Source organism: Pseudomonas sp. Z18(2022), from assembly GCF_036346535.1.
Taxonomy (GTDB): domain Bacteria; phylum Pseudomonadota; class Gammaproteobacteria; order Pseudomonadales; family Pseudomonadaceae; genus Aquipseudomonas; species Aquipseudomonas yamanorum_A.
Genome location: NZ_JAOTOA010000003.1, coordinates 264,912 through 280,966, shown reverse-complemented (window position 1 = coordinate 280,966; position 16,055 = coordinate 264,912). Strand labels below are relative to the sequence as shown.

The 16,055-nt window shown below is 64.8% G+C and carries 11 protein-coding genes; all 11 read left to right on the top strand.

Features of this window, described 5'->3' with window-relative positions; all coding sequences use genetic code 11:
* Positions 1-34: 34 nt before the first annotated feature.
* The 11 genes from tagH (at position 35) to V3W39_RS09320 (ending at position 16,030) form a co-directional block, all read left to right on the top strand.
* Entirely contained in the window at positions 35-1,357 is a 1,323-nt protein-coding gene (gene tagH / locus V3W39_RS09370) for a type VI secretion system-associated FHA domain protein TagH (RefSeq protein ID WP_177079157.1), read from the top strand.
* Positions 1,358-1,419: 62 nt separating this feature from the next.
* On the top strand, positions 1,420-1,926 hold the full coding sequence (gene tssJ, locus V3W39_RS09365; protein ID WP_177043696.1) for a type VI secretion system lipoprotein TssJ: 507 nt from the start codon (positions 1,420-1,422) through the stop codon (positions 1,924-1,926).
* A 14-nt stretch (positions 1,927-1,940) separates the two neighbouring features.
* Complete coding sequence (gene tssK / locus V3W39_RS09360; protein ID WP_330212529.1) at positions 1,941-3,275, top strand: type VI secretion system baseplate subunit TssK; 1,335 nt, start codon at positions 1,941-1,943, stop codon at positions 3,273-3,275.
* 6 nt (positions 3,276-3,281) lie between these two features.
* Complete coding sequence (locus V3W39_RS09355; protein WP_063033833.1) at positions 3,282-4,571, top strand: DotU family type VI secretion system protein; 1,290 nt, start codon at positions 3,282-3,284, stop codon at positions 4,569-4,571.
* Entirely contained in the window at positions 4,568-8,068 is a 3,501-nt protein-coding gene (tssM, locus tag V3W39_RS09350; RefSeq protein WP_330212528.1) for a type VI secretion system membrane subunit TssM, read from the top strand. The genes V3W39_RS09355 and tssM overlap by 4 nt, the downstream gene beginning before the upstream one ends.
* Positions 8,065-8,718, top strand: coding sequence for a type VI secretion system-associated protein TagF (gene tagF / locus V3W39_RS09345; protein ID WP_177119971.1), 654 nt, complete (start codon positions 8,065-8,067; stop codon positions 8,716-8,718). The genes tssM and tagF overlap by 4 nt, the downstream gene beginning before the upstream one ends.
* Positions 8,719-9,438 (top strand): PP2C family protein-serine/threonine phosphatase, encoded by a 720-nt coding sequence (locus V3W39_RS09340; RefSeq protein WP_330212527.1) that lies wholly within the window; start codon positions 8,719-8,721, stop codon positions 9,436-9,438.
* Positions 9,435-12,437: a serine/threonine-protein kinase gene (locus V3W39_RS09335; protein WP_330212526.1), complete on the top strand. Its 3,003-nt coding sequence runs from the start codon at positions 9,435-9,437 to the stop codon at positions 12,435-12,437. Before V3W39_RS09340 ends, V3W39_RS09335 begins: the two co-directional genes overlap by 4 nt.
* Complete coding sequence (locus tag V3W39_RS09330) at positions 12,437-13,141, top strand: ABC transporter ATP-binding protein (protein WP_330212525.1); 705 nt, start codon at positions 12,437-12,439, stop codon at positions 13,139-13,141. Before V3W39_RS09335 ends, V3W39_RS09330 begins: the two co-directional genes overlap by 1 nt.
* The gene (locus V3W39_RS09325; RefSeq protein ID WP_330212524.1) at positions 13,141-14,325 is read left to right on the top strand and encodes an ABC transporter permease; all 1,185 of its coding nucleotides are present in this window, start codon (positions 13,141-13,143) and stop codon (positions 14,323-14,325) included. The genes V3W39_RS09330 and V3W39_RS09325 overlap by 1 nt, the downstream gene beginning before the upstream one ends.
* Positions 14,318-16,030 carry a formylglycine-generating enzyme family protein gene (locus tag V3W39_RS09320; protein WP_330212523.1) on the top strand — a complete coding sequence of 571 codons (1,713 nt, stop codon included), beginning with the start codon at positions 14,318-14,320 and terminating at the stop codon, positions 16,028-16,030. Before V3W39_RS09325 ends, V3W39_RS09320 begins: the two co-directional genes overlap by 8 nt.
* Positions 16,031-16,055: the final 25 nt, after the last annotated feature.

The window sequence follows — 16,055 nt, the reverse complement described above, 5'->3', positions numbered from 1 at the left end:
ATGGCCGCGCGCGAAGTATCAGCAAGGAGGCAAGATGTCGCTGTGCTTGACTATCACTAGTTATCACAAGATTACCCCTGGCCAGTGCCCTGAAAAGTCCATGGAACAGGGAGTGATGGCTATTGGCCGCGGTTCCGAAAATGACTGGATACTGCCTGATCCCGAGCGCCTGGTTTCCACGCAACATTGCGTTATTCAGTACAAAGAGGGTCGTTATTATTTAACCGATAACAGCACTAATGGTGTTGAGTTAGTGCATGCCGGTATTCGTTTGCGCCGGGGAAACAGCGAGCCATTACACGACGGCGAACTGATCCGCATCGGTGATTACGAGATCCAGGCGCGCATCGATTTCAACCTGAAAGTGACAGACAACCCGGCGTTCGCCGGCGACTCCTCCAACAGCTTCGAAGCTCTGATGGGCGCCGCCGTAAAGGCCCCGACGCCGCAACCGGTGATCGCGCCGCAGTTCCAGGGCGCCTCGTCGATGGACACCCTGCCGGACCTGTTCGACTTCCTCGCGCCCACCAGCGTCCCGCCGGCCACCGTGCACGATCACGTGCCGGCCGAACAACACGACTTCCGCCCGCCGACGCCGCAGCCTGTGGTTGAGCCACCGGCGCCGGTGGTCTCCGGCTCGGTGATTCCTGAAGACTGGGATCTGTTCGGCGACGCCCCAGCGCCCAAGCCGCTTGCGCCGCCACCAGCGCCACCACCGATCATCGAGCCACCCAAGGTCGAGCAACCGCTCCCGGTGGCCGACGCCAATCAACCTGATTTGCTGCAAGCCTTCCTGCGCGGTGCGGGCCTTGATCAATTGCGCCTGGACAAGGCCCAGGCTGAAGCGCAGATGGAAAGCATCGGCCGCAGCTACCGGCTGATGGTCGAAGGCCTGATTGACGTGTTGCGTGCCCGCGCCAGCCTCAAGGGCGAGTTCCGCATGCAGCAGACGGTGATTCAACCGGTGGAAAACAACCCGTTGAAATTCGCTCCGAATGCCGATGAAGCGTTACTGCTGCTGCTACGCCACAGCAACCAGGCGTTTATGGCGCCGGACGTGGCCGTGCGCGACAGTTTTGATGATCTGCGTGCTCACCAACTGGCCGTCATGGCCGGGGTCGAAGCCGCCATCAAACACCTGCTGACACGCTTCGAACCGGCGCAGCTCGAAGAGCGCATGGGCAAGCCCGGCGGGCTGTCGAGCCTCTTTAACGGTTCGCGCCAGGCCCAGTACTGGCAACAGTTCACCGAGCTCTACAGCAATATTTCCCGCGAAGCCCAGGAAGATTTCCAGGACCTGTTCGGGCGTGAATTCAGCCGTGCCTACGAAGAGCACAGCACCCGACAGCGACGCTAAAAACACCGCCGCATCGCAACAATGGAACAACGGATAGCTAAGTACGTCATTGAGGACGCAGGATGATTCCCAGGTTTTTACTCGCAGCCGCTACAGCGTTTCTGCTGACGGCGTGTGCCAAGGACGCAGCCAAACCCGAGGCCCCCGAGGCTGAGGCCGACACCGCCGCCGTCGAGCTGCATTTTCACGCCATCTCCGGGCTCAACCCCGGTTCCAATGGCCAGGCAGCCCCGGTGCGGGTGCGGATTTTCGAACTGAAAAACGCCGCCACCTTCAGCCGTTCCGACTACTTCGCCCTGGCCGATCGCGCCCAGTCGACCCTCGGCCTCGACCTGCTCGACCAGGACGAAGTGGTGATCCAGCCCGGCCAGCAATTGAGCGTCCAGCGCGACCTCGACCCGTCCACCCGCCAGATCGGCCTGCTGGTGGGCTATCGCGAACTGGACCGCGCCGAGTGGCGCACCGTACTGAATGTGCCGGCGCGTCAGTACACCGAATACCAGATCAGCCTCGATGTGCATGCGGTGCGTGCCGACGTCGTGGCTCCCCCATCCAGCCCTGCCCAATAAGAATCGGAGCCCCCATGTCCTGGAACAATCGCGTGGTCTGGTCGGAAGGCATGTTCATCGGAACGCAGCACTTCCAGCAGCATGACCGTTACCTGGAAAACCTGATCGATGCGCGCAGTCGTCCGTTGTCGGCGGGGGCCTGGGGTTTCTCCGAGTTGTTGATCGACCAGGGCCTGCTGGCCCAGGGCAAGCTGGCGATCGTCTCGGCGCGTGGCCTGTTGCCCGACGGCACACCGTTCAATATCCCCCAGGATGACTTGGCGCCGAGCCCGCTGAACATCGACGAGCACCTGCGTGACGGCCTGGTCTACCTGGCGTTGCCCCTCAAGCGTGCCGGCGCCCGCGACACCGTCGACGAAGGCGAAGCCCTGGAAGCGGCGCGCTACGTCAGCCAGGTGCGCGAAGTGCGCGACGACAACGCGCCCTTCGAAAACCGCGCGCCCGTGGCGGTCGGCTCCCGCGCCTTGCGCCTGTTGACCGCCCAGGATGGCATCAGCGACTACGCCGCCATCGGCCTGGTGCGCATCAAGGAAAAACGCGCCGACCGCGCGCTGGTGCTGGACGACAGTTACATCCCGCCGGTACTCGACGTGACCGCCAGCAAACCGCTGGCCGCGTTTCGCAGCGAGCTGCTGGGCCTGCTGCACCAGCGTGGTGAAGCATTGGCCGGGCGCGTGGTCGCGTCTGGCGCCGGTGGCGCTTCAGAGATTGCCGACTTCATGCTGCTGCAACTGGTCAACCGCGCCCAACCGCTGATCCAGCACCTGAGCCAGTTGAGCCCGCTGCACCCGGAACGGTTCTTCAGCGAACTGGTGAGCCTGGCCGGCGAGTTCTCCACCTTCTCCACCAGTGGTCGCCGCCCCCAGGAATACCCGCAATACCAGCACGACGACCTGAGCCTGAGCTTCACCCCGGTGATGCAGGCCCTGCGTGAAGCACTGTCGATGCTGATCGACAGCAAGGCCACGCCGATCCCGATTGTCGAGAAAGCCTACGGCGTGCACGTGGCGATGCTGGCCGACAAAACCCTGATCGACAGCGCCAGTTTTATCCTGGTGGTACGCGCCGACGTGCCCGGCGAAACCCTGCGCGCGCGCTTCGGCCAGCAAAGCAAAGTCGGCTCGGTGGAACACATCCGCGACCTGGTCAACCTGCAACTGCCGGGCATTGGCCTGCTGCCGCTGCCGGTGGCGCCACGGCAGATTCCGTACCACGCAGGCTCCACCTACTACGAGCTGGACCGGGGCAGCGAGCACTGGCAGCAACTGAGCAACTCCGGTGGTTTTGCGTTCCACATCGCCGGCCAGTTCCCGGGGTTGAACCTGGCTTTCTGGGCCATCCGAGGATAATCCGCGATGCATCCGAATGACGATGACCGCACCCAGTTCATGCCGCGCCCGGGTGGCCGCGCGCCGGAGCCTGTTCGTGCAGAGCCGGCGCCGCTGTCGATGCCTGCCGCACCGATTTTGACCGGCAAGGCCCAAGGCCTGAACCCGCTGGAAAGCGCCGCCGGCCCGCTGCTGTCGCTGCTGACCCGCCTGCGCAACACAATCTCGCACCCTGCGCCGTCGAGCCTGCGTGCGCAGTTGCTGGCCTACCTGCGCCAGTTCGAAGAGCGTGCCGAGGCGGCCGGCGTGGCGCGCAATGACGTGCTGCTGGCGCGTTACGCGCTGTGCACCGCCCTCGATGAAGCGGTGCTGAGCACCCCGTGGGGCAGTGCCAGTGACTGGGGCAAGCAGAGCCTGCTGATCACCGTGCACAACGAAGCCTGGGGCGGCGAAAAGGTCTTCCAGTTGCTGGATCACTGCCTGCAAAGCCCGCGCGAACGCCTGTACCTGCTGGAGCTGTTGTACCTGTGCCTGTGCCTGGGTTTTGAAGGCCGCTACCGCGTGATGAACGACGGCCGCAGCCAGTTGGAAGCCCTGCGTGAGCGCACCGCGGCGGCGATTCGCAGTGCCCGTGGCGAGCATGAGCGCGAGCTGTCGCCCCATTGGCGCGGCGTGACCGTGGCCCGTGATCGCCTGGCGCAATTCATGCCGCCGTGGATCGCCGTGGCCATCGGCGTGGCGCTGCTGCTGGCGTTGCTGTTCGGGTTGCGGATGAAACTGGCGTCGGATGCCGAGCCGGTATTCAAGAACATTCATGCCCTGGGCGAGATCCCGGTGCAGGCCATCGACCGTCCGGTAGCCCAGCCGAAAATCATCGAGCGGCCACGCCTGGCGGGTTTCCTGGTGGAAGACATCAAGGCCGGCCGCGTCGCGGTGGAAGATGCCGTCGACCGTTCGGTGGTGACCATCCGTGGCGACGAACTGTTCGCCTCGGCCAGCTCCAGCATCGTCGATGACTTCCAGCCGCTGATGCTGCGCATCGCCGACGCCATCCGCAAGGTCAAGGGCCAGGTGCGCGTTACCGGCCACAGCGATAACCGTCCGATTGCCACCCTGCGGTTCCCGTCCAACTGGGCGTTGTCCGAGGCGCGGGCCAAGTCGGTGCTGGAGATTCTCGCGGCCAAGACCGGCCAGGCGGAACGCTTCAGCGCCGAAGGCCGCAGCGACACCGAGCCGGTGGCGACCAACGCCACCGCTGAAGGCCGTGCGCGCAATCGCCGGGTAGAAATCACCGTATTGGCGGAGGGGGTCGAGTGAAGGCGTTTTTCAGTTTTGTGATTCGCTGGGTGATCCCTTTGCTGGGCCTGATCGCCTTGAGCCTGATCATCTGGTTTGTGGGGCCGTTGCTCGATGTGCTGGTGCCGGAAGGGCGCCGCTGGGCGCTGATCATCCTGGTGTTCGCGGTGTGGATTGCCTACCGCGTATTCCGGGTGATCCAGGCCCGCCGTCAGGCGGCCGAAGTGATGCGCAGCCTCGCCGCAGAAACTCCGCCAGACCCTGCCAGCGTTGCTACTGCCGAAGAGCTGGCGACCCTGCGCCAGCGCATGGACGAAGCCCTGGCCCTGTTGAAAAAGGCCAAGCTGGGCGGTGATGAGCGCCGCAACCTGTATGAGTTGCCGTGGTACGTGATCATCGGCCCGCCGGGTTCGGGCAAGACCACCGCGCTGGTCAATTCCGGGCTGCACTTTCCCTTGGCCGCGCAACTGGGTGCCGGTGCGGTGCGTGGCGTGGGCGGTACGCGCAATTGCGATTGGTGGTTTACCGACCAGGCCGTATTGCTCGACACCGCTGGCCGCTACACCACCCAGGACAGCAACTCCACGGTGGACAAAGCCGCCTGGCTGGGCTTCCTTGACCTGCTGAAAAAGCAGCGTTCCCGGCGCCCGATTGACGGCGCGTTTATCGCCATCAGCCTCTCGGACCTGCTGCTGGGCAGCGACGCCGAGCGTGCTGCCCATGCCGCTGCGATCCGCCTGCGTATCCAGGAACTGTACACCCAGCTGGGCGTGCGTTTCCCGATCTACCTGATGCTCACCAAGCTCGACCTGGTGCCGGGCTTCATGGAGTTCTTCGACAACCTGAGCAAGGAAGAGCGCGCCCAGGTGTGGGGCATGACCTTCGCCCTGGACGACGGCAAGAACAGCGACAGCCCGCTGGCCCACCTGCAAAGCGAATTCGCCGGCCTGGAACAGCGCCTCAACGAGCGCCTGGTGGAACGCCTGCAACAGGAACGCGACCCGGCGCGGCGCGACCTGATCTACGGTTTCCCGCAGCAGTTCGGCGCGTTGAAGGATTGCCTGCAAGGCTTCCTCGAAGGCGTGTTCAAACCCAATGCCTTCGAAGAACGCGTGTTGCTGCGCGGCGTGTACTTCACCAGCGGCACCCAGGAAGGCAGCCCGATTGACCGCCTGATCGGCGCCATGGCCCAGAGCATGAACCTGGACCGCCAACACCTGGCGCGCCAGACCGGCACCGGGCGCAGCTACTTCATCGAAAAACTGTTCACCGCCGTGGCCTTCGCCGAGCGTGGCCTGGTGGGCGTCAACCCGAAGGTGGAGCGCCGCCGCAAGTGGATTGCCCGTGGTGTGCTGGCCGCAACCGTGGCGTTGGTGCTGGTGGTGAGCACCCTGTGGTGGGTGAGTTATCGCGCCAACCAGGCCTATATCGCCCAGGTCGACCAGAAGGTCGCGCCCCTGGGCCAGACCGTGCAGAACCTGAGCCCGGCGCAGCGCGAAGTGCTGGCGGTGCTGCCGTTGCTCAACGCCGTGAAGAACCTGGCGGGCGACTCGCCGAGCTGGTCCGAAGGCTTGGGCCTGTATCAGGGCGACATGCTTGAGGCCGAATCCGCCAGCGTCTACCGCAAGCTGTTGATCGCCGTGTTCGCGCCCCGTCTGGTGACGCGCATCGAAGAGCAACTGCACGGTGGCGGCAATTCCGATTTCCTCTACGAAGGCTTGAAGGCCTACCTGATGCTCGCGGATAACGAGCATTACGACCCGGACTTCATCAAGGCCTGGATCGCCCTGGACTGGGACCGCAACCTGCCACGGGACCTGCCGGCTGATCAGCGCCAGGCGTTGATCGGACATTTGCAGGCGTTGTTCGAACGTCATCCGCCAAGCGCCCGTCTCGACCCGCGCTTGATCGACGACTTGCGCCGGCAACTGCAACAACTGCCGGTGGCCCAGCGGGTGTACGACCGGATCAAACGCCAGAAACTGCCCGAAGACGTGCCGGACTTCCGCCTCAATGAGGCAGCGGGCCGCGATGCGGCGCTGGTGTTCAGTCGCAAGAGCGGCAAGCCGCTGGGTGAGCCCTTGAGCGGCTTCTTTACCGCCAAGGGTTATCGCCAGGGCTTCCTGCTGACCAGCCTGAACCAGACCGGCACCCTCGCTGAAGAGCAATGGGTGCTGGGCCGCGAACAGGCCGATCAACAGAACGTGGTCAGCCTCGCCGCCGATGTGCGTCGCCTGTATTTCCAGGACTATCAACGCCAGTGGGACGCCTTGCTGGCGGATATCGACTTTGTGCCGATCACCAGCGTGGCCCAGGCGGCCGACGTGTTGCGGGTGATATCCGGGCCGACCTCGCCGCTGAAAAAACTGCTGGTGGCGGTCTCCAAGGAGACCGACTTGCAGGCGGAAGAACGCCTGCTGGCCGCCAAGGGCGCGCCGGTTGAAGGCGGCGTCGACAAGCTCAAGGAACGCCTCGGCAGCCTGTTGGGTCAGGACCAGCCGAGCGCGAATGCACCGGCGGCCAGTGAAGATCCGGTGACGGCGCACTTCGCCGAACTCAACAGCATCGTCAGCAAGAACGAAGGCGAACCCGCGGCCATCGACGGCCTGCTTGCGGACATGAACGCGCTGTATGTGCAGGTCAGCGCGATGGTCGGTGCCAGTGGCGATGCGCTGCTGGGCGAGGCGAAAAACCAGGCAGCGGCTGCGGCCACGCGGGTCAGCCTGAATGCCGAACGCCAGCCACCGCTGGTGCAGGGCATGGTCAAGTCGGTGGTCAACTCCACCACCAACAGCATGATGGGCGGGGTGCGCAATCAACTGAACGCGGCGTGGGTCAGCGAAGTGGTGAACGTGTATCGCCAGTCCCTGGCCGGGCGTTATCCGATGTCGCCCGGCAGTGCGCGGGACGCGACGCTGGATGACTTCGGCCAGTTCTTCGGAGTGGGCGGGGTGATGGACAACTACTTCCGCAAGTACCTGCAGCCTTACGTCGACACCTCCACGCAGACCTGGCGCTGGCAGCCGGGCGCGGCGCAGAAGCTCGGCATTGCGCCGGGCGTGCTGCAAACCTTCCAGCGGGCTGCGACCATCCGGGATGCGTTTTTCCGTGCCGGTGGCACTCAGCCGATCGTGCGCTTTGAACTCAAACCGGTGGCGATGGACGCGACCATCACCCAGTTCCTGCTGGACCTCGACGGCCAACAATTGAGCTACGACCACGGCCCGAGTCGCCCGGTCGCGATGCAGTGGCCCAACCCCGGCAGCATTGGCGTGGTGCGCATTTCCATCATGCCGCCGTCGGCCAGCGGGCGTTCCGGCGTGACGCTGGACGGGCCGTGGGCCTGGTTCCGGCTGCTTGAGCAATCGGATCTGACCGCCGGCAACTCGCCGGACCGCTTCAACCTGCGGCTGCGGGTCGATGGTGCGAGCATCTCCTACGAGCTGCGGGCCAACAGCGCCTTCAACCCGTTCAAGAGCCGCGTGCTTAACGGCTTCAGCCTGCCGGAGCGGTTATGACCACGTTGGGCTTCTACGGCAAGCTGGCCAGCCGTGGCGACTTTGTCAGCCGCGCGCTGCCACAGAGTTTTATCGGCCCCTGGGACAGTTGGCTGGCGTCCGGATTGCTCGCCAGCCAGAACCACCTTGGGGCTGGCTGGTTGAACGCTTACCTGGTCAGCCCGCTGTGGCGCTTCGTGTTGGCGCCGGGTGTGTGCGGGCCGGACGCGGCGGTGGGCGTGGTGATGCCGAGCATCGACCGGGTGGGGCGCTATTTCCCGCTGACGGTGGCTGCGCTGTTGGATCACGACACCGACCCGGCCTCCGTCATCTGCGGCCCGGACGCCTGGTTTGAGCAGGCGGAAGAATTGCTGCTGAGCACGCTGGATGCCGGCGCTACGTTCGAAGGGTTCAGCGACGGCATCGACCGCCTCGGTGCGCCAGCCTGCCAGCCACGCCTGTCGGGCCGCCGCTTCGCCAGCCTGCAGCGCGTCGATGTCACCGACCCGCAAGGGCGGATGACCGCACTCGCCGAGCTGGCCTGTGAAGGTGCCAGCTTGTGGTGGGGCCGTGGCTCGCAACAGATTTCCCCCGGTTTATTGCGGTGTCAGGGCCTGCCTGCCGCCGGCGATTTTGCGCAATTTTTGCTCGGCCAAGAAGGTGTTGTGTAGATGCGGTCCACGTTCAAATCCGCCAGCAAAAGCCATGTCGGCATGGTTCGCCAAGTGAATGAAGACGCCTGCCTCGACCTGCCGGAAAACGGCCTGTGGGTGGTGGCCGACGGCATGGGCGGGCACGCGGCGGGAGATTACGTCAGCAGCCTGATCGTCGACAGCCTGCGCAGTCTGCCCGTGGGCCGTTCCCTTGAGGAATACACGGCGGCGTTGCGCAGCGACCTGTTGCGGGTCAATGGCGCGGTGCGCGAAGAAACCGCCCACCGGGGCGTGACCATGATGGGCAGCACGGTGGTGCTGCTCGCCACCCGAGGCTTGCGCGGCGTGTGCCTGTGGGCCGGCGACAGTCGCCTGTATCGCCTGCGGGACGGCGTGCTGGAAGGCATCTCCCGCGATCACAGCTACGTGCAGGACTTGCAGGACAGCGGCCTGCTCAGCGAAGCCGACGCCCGGGTGCATCCACGGGCGAATATCGTCACCCGCGCCATTGGTGTGGAAGCGCAGCTGGCGTTGTCGTCGGTCGACCTGTTGATCGCGCCTGGCGACAGTTACCTGCTGTGCAGCGACGGGTTGAACAAGACCGTCGAAGACCACGAGATTCGCGAAGTACTGGGCCATGACGAGCCGGATGAAATCGTCCGCAGCCTGGTGCACCTGGGGCTCAACCGCGGCGCGCCGGACAACATCACCGCCATCGTTGTGAAGGTGTCGACATGAACATCATCATTCCCGGCTACGACATCGAAGGCGAGATTGGCGTTGGCGCCATGGCCAGCGTGTACCTGGCAACCCAGCGCTCCCTGGAGCGCAAGGTTGCGTTGAAGATCATGGCCGCGGCGCTGGCGGCCGACCCAAGCTTCTGCGAACGCTTCCTGCGTGAAGGCAAGACCCTGGCGCGCCTGTCTCACCCGCACACCGTGACCATCCATGACATCGGCAATGTCGGTGAGCTGTATTACATGGCCATGGAATACCTGCCCAACGGCACGCTCAAGGAGCGCATCGCTGCCGGCCTGACGCCGGAGCAGGGGCTGACGTATATCCGCCAGATCGCGTCGGCGTTGGGTTATGCCCACGCCCAGGGTTTGGTGCACCGCGATGTGAAGCCGGCGAACATTCTGTTCCGCGCGGATGGCACGGCGGTGCTGTCGGACTTTGGTATCGCCAAGTCGCTGGATGACCGCACCCAGTTCACCCAGGCCGGGTTTGCCGTCGGCACGCCTAGCTACATGAGCCCGGAGCAGGCGCGGGGCCAGGAGATTGACGGGCGCGCCGACCTGTATGCGCTGGGCGTGGTGCTCTATGAAATCCTGGTGGGCAAGCTGCCGTACAACGGCACCGATGCGCTTTCCACGGCGCTGGCGCACCTGACTGAACCGCTGCCGGAATTGCCGGTGCACCACGGGCGTTATCAGGAAGTGCTGCGCAAGTTGCTGGCCAAGGACCCGGCGGAACGTTTCCCGGATGCGGCGGCGTTGCTGCTGGCGTTGGACCACTTGCCGAAGGAGGAGCAGGTGGAGGCGACGCTGATTCGGCCTTTGCCGATTCCGGTTCCAGTCTCGAATGACCTGGCCGGACTCACGCCGGTTTCCATCGAAATCCCGACCGATAAACCCCAGCCACAACCGGTGCGCCAATCGGTAGTGACACCGACGCAGCACTCCGCCGTGTCCGAACAAAACCGTGGGCCGGTGCTGGCGCTGGCAGCGGTTGCCGTGGCGGTCGCGCTGGCGATTGGCGGTGCGAGTTACTGGTGGCTGAAAGATGACGCGCCAGCCGCCGCGCCGCCAGTTGTCGAGGCTGCCAAAACCGTTACGCCGCCAGCCGCGCAACCTGTGGTCGTGGAGGCCGACGGCGGTCAACGCCCGTTGCTGATGGCCGGCAAGAAAACCCTGTTCCAGCGCGTATTGAGCAAGCCGGGCGCCAAGCTTTCCCACGAAGCGGGCGGGGCGCCGGGCGAAGGCTTGCCGGCGTTCTCTGTGCTCTATGTCTACCAGCGCAAGGACATCGACGCCAGCCCGTGGCTGCGTGTGGGCGCCGCCACCGACGGGCGCAGCGACGGCTGGTTGCCGGCGGCCCAAGTCAGCGACTGGAAGCAAAGCCTGGTGCTCAGGTTCACCGAGCGTTCGGGCCGGGCGCCGGTGATGTTCCTGCGCCAATCCGCCGAAGTGGAAAAGCTGCTGGCCGACCCTGCGGCGGCAAAAAACCTGTTGCTCAAGGTTCAGAAAAACAGCGAGGACAACCAGCAAGTGCTGGCCCTGGAACCCACCGCCAGCGCCGTCCCGCAGAACCAGTTCTACCTGCTGCCGATTTTCGACTCCAAGGAGAGCTTCGACGAAAACGGCCAGCCGGTGCAGTTGCTCAACGTCGCCTCCATCGACCCCGGCAACACGCCGAACACCGTGGCCAAGGCCGTTGCGCGCGCACCCGTGGCGGATGCCGACGCCTTCCGTACCGCGGTGGTGCTGGTGGTCGACACCACCGTCTCGATGCAGCCCTATATCGACCAGGTGCGCGACGTGGTGCACGAGCTGCAGACCCGCATCGCCGAGCGTGGCGAGCTGGACAGCGTGAGCTTCGGCCTGGTGGGCTTTCGCAACAGCATCAAGAAAACCCCGGGCCTGGAATACGTGGCCAAGACTCTGATCACCCTCGACCAGGGCCGCGACCCGCAACGCTTCCTCGACATGGCGCGGCAGGTGAAGGCATCCACCGTGTCCAGCCACTCGTTCAACGAAGATGCGTTCGCCGGGGTGATGCAGGCGGTGGAGGGCATGGACTGGTCCGGCTACGGCGGACGCCTGATCCTGCTCGTGACCGACGCCGGTGCGTTGCGCAAGAACGACCCGTTCGCCACCACCCAGATGAACGAGGCCGAAGTGCGCCAGGCGGCATTGGGCAAGCAGATCAAGATCTACGCCCTGCACCTGCGCACCGACGCCGGCAAGAAAACCCACAGCGGCGCCGAAACCCAATACCGCACCCTGACCGCCGACGCCAACCCGCAGATCGGCGATTTGTACACGCCGGTTCCGGGGGGTGATGTGCGCAAGTTCGGCGAGCGCGTCGACGAGATCGGCACCGTGTTTGCCAACCTGGTGCATCAGGTGCGCAGCAACACGCCGCAGCCGGTGCCGCTGCTCAGCGCTGCGCCGACCCTGGCAGACAAGTCCGCCGCCGTTGGTTATGCGATGCACATGGATTTCCTCGGGCGCAAGACCGCGAGCCAGGCGCCGCAACTGGTGAGTGCCTGGACCGCCGACCGCGACCTGACCAACACCGCGCTGCCGGCCTTCCAGGTGTGCGTGATGCTGACCAAGTTGCAGCTCAACGATTTGCAGCAATCGCTGAAACTGATCGTCGACGCGGCGCGCAAGACCCAGACCTCACCGAAGGATTTCTTCCAGGAAATCGCCAGCGCCTCGGCCTATATGAGCCGCGATCCACAGGCCTTGAAAAAAGGCGGAAACCTGGCTGACGGCGGCATCCTTGGCGAGTACCTGGAAGGCCTGCCGTACCGCAGCAAGTCGCTGAATATGACCCAGGATTTGTGGCTGTCGTTGAGCGTGGCCGAGCAGGAAGATTTTATCGACGAGCTGGATTCGAAGATTCGCCTCTACGAAACCTTCCACAACGATGTGGCGAATTGGGTCCGTTTCGGCGATGCCGAGCCGGGCGATGCGTTGTACCGCGTGCCGTTGTCGACGCTGCCGTAATGCTGAACCTGAGCGCGGTGCACAAGAGCCGGGGCGTGGGTGCCCAGCGCTACAGCCTGGTGATTCCGGGCCTGCAACTGCGTGCGGGTGAACAGCTGGCGGTGGTCGGGCCGAGCGGCTGCGGCAAGAGCACCCTGCTGGATTTGCTGGCGCTGGTATTGGCGCCGGATCAGGTCGGGCAGTTCGATTTCAACGGTGCCGACATCGCCGGGCTTTGGCGGGCTGATCGGCAAAGCGCGCTGGCGGATTTGCGCAGTCGGCACCTGGGTTATGTGCTGCAAACCGGTGGCCTGCTGGGCTTTCTCGATGTGCGCGGCAACATTGCGCTGTCGCGGCAACTGCTGGGCTTGAAGGACGACGGCAGCGTGGCGCGGTTGGCTGAGCAGTTGGAGATCACCGATCAGTTGGCTAAGAAGCCGGCGGCTTTGTCCGTGGGCCAGCGTCAGCGGGTCAGTTGCGCGAGGGCTCTGGCCCACGGCCCGCAACTGTTGCTGGCGGATGAGCCCACCGCGGCGCTCGACCCGTTGAACGCCGAGCGGGTGATGCAGGCGCTGCTGGCCCAGGCCCGGAATAACAGCGCCTGCTGCGTGATCGCCACCCATGACGAACCCCTGGCCCGTGCCAGCGGCTTGCAGGTGCGGCGCATCAGTTGCCGTCGCGACACCGACGGCGGCGTCACCGCCACCCTCGGGGAGGCCTGCTGATGCGTATCGCATTGGTGGCCTCCCTGGCCTGGCAGGATTACCGCAACGATGCGTGGCTGTCGGTGTGTTCGGTGCTTGCGCTGGTGGCCGTGATCGCGCCGCTGCTGGTGTTATTCGGCCTGAAATATGGACTGGTTGGCAGTTTGACCGAACGTTTGGAAAACGACCCGGCCACCCGGGAAATTATTCCGTTGGGCGGTGGTCGATTCAGCAGCGAATTTGTCCAGCAGCTCCGCCAGCGCGGCGACGTGGCGTTTGCCTTGCCGCGCACCCGGCAGATTGCGGCGACGGCGCAGTTGGGCGCCGTCACGGTGGAGATGCTGCCGACCGCCGACAATGACCCGTTGCTGGCCGGCATGCCAATGCCCAAGGGCCTGGATCAAATCGTCCTGAGCCATACCGCCGCCGAGAAGCTCGGGGCAAAGGCCGGGGATTGGCTGGAGGCGAGTTTCGGTCGCCAGGTGGCGGGCCGGGTCGAGGCGCAACGCACCCGGGTGCAACTGTTGCAGGTGTTGCCGCTGGAAGCCTTCGCCCGGGATGGATTGTTTGCGCCTCTGGGCTTGCTGGAGGCGGCGGAAGATTATCGCGATGGCCGCGCCGTGCCGGCGTTTGGCTGGGACGGCGATGCGGTAGGCGTGAGTGAGCAGCGGGTTTACCCGGCGTTCCGCTTGTATGCGCGGCGCCTGGTGGATGTGGAGCCGCTGCGGGTGTATTTCGCCGGGCAGAACGTGCTGGTGTCGACCCAGGCCCAGACCATCGCCCAGGTGCAGTCGTTGAGCCGCAACCTGTCGATCGTGTTCTGGATCATCGCCGGGCTGGCTCTGGCAGGTGCATTTGCCGCGATCTTTGCCGGCGCGCTGGCGGCGGTTGCACGCAAGCGCCGGGAATTGTCGGTGCTGCGGTTGTTGGGTTTTTCCACGGCGGGGCTGTTGCTGTTCGTGGTGTTGCAGGCGCTCTACAGCGCAGGGTTTGCCGCGGTGTTGAGCGGCGTGTTGTACGGCCTGGCAGAGTCAGGCCTGAACCAATTATTCGTGCAGGTGCCGGGCGAGTACGCCAGTCACCTGCTGGCGCGTCATTACGGCCTGGCCCTGGCTGCTGTCCTGGGCGTCAGCGCCGTGGCGGCGGCCTGTGGCGGTTGGCGTGTGGCGCGTATCCAGGCTTCTGAAGGAATCAGAGATGTATAAGTTACTGGGCGCCGCCGTGGCGCTGACCCTGGCCACTGTGGCTTGGGCCGATGAGGCAAGCGACAAGCTGGACAACCCCAAGCCGTTGCCGGACGACGTCAGCCTGCCGCTGCCCTGCGAAGGCAACATGGTGTTCCGCTACGCCTATGTGCTGGCCCAAGGCACCCTGGACGACCGTGAGATCAGCCTCGGCTACCCGTTCAGCGAAGGCGAGGCGGGCTACCAGCAGTCGTTCATTTCCGGTTATCGCCGCGACTTTATCAACGGCCAGTTCACCCTCAAGGACCTGCCCAAGGACTGGAACAAGGTCATCGCCCCGCTGATGCCCAAGACCGACGCCAAGACCCCGCTCAAGCCGATGCTGTACTTCATCGGCAAGTACGAAGTCACCGCCCGGCAATACGCCCAGGTCATGTCCCAGGCGCAATCCCTGGCCAGCGGCGAGCCGGCCCCGGCGTGCGACGTACCCACCGGCATGGCGGCGCGGTTGCCCAAGGTCAAGCTGTCGCGCTTTGAGGCTGAGCGCTTCTCGGCGGTGTACAGCGCCTGGCTGATGAAATACCACCGCGACTTGCTCCCGGTGAGTGGCCGCGGCGCTTCGGCGGATGACGGCGGCCTGGGCTTTGTGCGCCTGCCCACCGAAGTGGAATGGGAGTTCGCCGCACGCGGCGGCCAGGCGGTCAGCCGTCAGGACCTGGAAGGCCGGCTATTCCCGCGGCGCACCGAAGGCAGTGAAAGCGACGGCCCGCTTGCCGATTACGCAGTATTCAACCAGGTCGCCGGTGGCACCGGCCAGGCTGCACGGTTGATGCCCATCGGCACCAAATTGCCCAACCCGATCGGCATGTTCGATGTGATCGGCAACGCGGCGGAAATGGTCCAGGAATCGTTCCAGCTGGTGCACGCCGGGCGTCGCCAGGGCACCTACGGCGGCTTTGTGGTCAAGGGCGGCAACTACCTGGAAGGCGAGGGCACGCTGTTTACCGGCATGCGCCGCGAGTACCCGTTGTTCGCCGCCGACGGCACCGAACAAAGCAACGAGACCACCGGCTTTCGCGTGGCGATTGGCGCCTTGTCGGCACCCCGCTCGCGCTACAAGGAACTGTTCGCCCAGTGGCAGAAAGAAGGCCGCCTGGCCTCGCTGACCGACGCCATCGACGACGCCCAGGACCCGACCAAGCGCCTGGACAGCATCATCGCCGCCAGCGTCGACCCGCGCCTGCAAGCCGAACTTGGACTGGTCAACGAAGAGCTCAAGCGCAACGTCTCGCTGATCGCCCAGCAGCGCGAAGAAGCGGCCGGCAACCTGATTCAGTCTGCGGCCCTGGTGGCCGAGACCATCAACAACTACAACATCCGCCTGATCAATTTGCAGAAGAGCCGCCAGCAGGCCATCGACGCCAAGGACGAGGCCAGCGCGCAGCTGTTTGCCACGGCGATCACCAATGGCCGCAGTGCGCTGGACGGTGCGGTGGCGATCTACATCGACAACCTGGCCACCGGCACGCGCTACACCGATGCGGTGATCCAGGCGCAGTTTCAACGGATCAAGGAAGAGTTGGATCGCAAGCCGGTGCTGGGCAAGAGCCTGGTGACGCGCGCGACGTTATTCGTTCGCCATGTGGGCAACTACCGCAAGCAACAGCGGGCCGACCCGGCAACGATTTTGAAGGAATTGCTCGCAGCGAGCGGTCAGCGGTCTTGACCGTTGGTTGTATGGCGAGCTTGGA

Excerpts from the sequence above, each read along its gene's own strand:
- tagH (WP_177079157.1), top strand. The coding sequence starts at position 35 with ATGTCGCTGTGCTTGACTATCACTAGTTATCACAAGATTACCCCTGGC.
- tssJ (WP_177043696.1), top strand. The coding sequence starts at position 1,420 with ATGATTCCCAGGTTTTTACTCGCAGCCGCTACAGCGTTTCTGCTGACG.
- tssK (WP_330212529.1), top strand. The coding sequence starts at position 1,941 with ATGTCCTGGAACAATCGCGTGGTCTGGTCGGAAGGCATGTTCATCGGA.
- V3W39_RS09355 (WP_063033833.1), top strand. The coding sequence starts at position 3,282 with ATGCATCCGAATGACGATGACCGCACCCAGTTCATGCCGCGCCCGGGT.
- tagF (WP_177119971.1), top strand. The coding sequence starts at position 8,065 with ATGACCACGTTGGGCTTCTACGGCAAGCTGGCCAGCCGTGGCGACTTT.
- V3W39_RS09340 (WP_330212527.1), top strand. The coding sequence starts at position 8,719 with ATGCGGTCCACGTTCAAATCCGCCAGCAAAAGCCATGTCGGCATGGTT.
- V3W39_RS09335 (WP_330212526.1), top strand. The coding sequence starts at position 9,435 with ATGAACATCATCATTCCCGGCTACGACATCGAAGGCGAGATTGGCGTT.
- V3W39_RS09330 (WP_330212525.1), top strand. The coding sequence starts at position 12,437 with ATGCTGAACCTGAGCGCGGTGCACAAGAGCCGGGGCGTGGGTGCCCAG.
- V3W39_RS09325 (WP_330212524.1), top strand. The coding sequence starts at position 13,141 with ATGCGTATCGCATTGGTGGCCTCCCTGGCCTGGCAGGATTACCGCAAC.
- V3W39_RS09320 (WP_330212523.1), top strand. The coding sequence starts at position 14,318 with ATGTATAAGTTACTGGGCGCCGCCGTGGCGCTGACCCTGGCCACTGTG.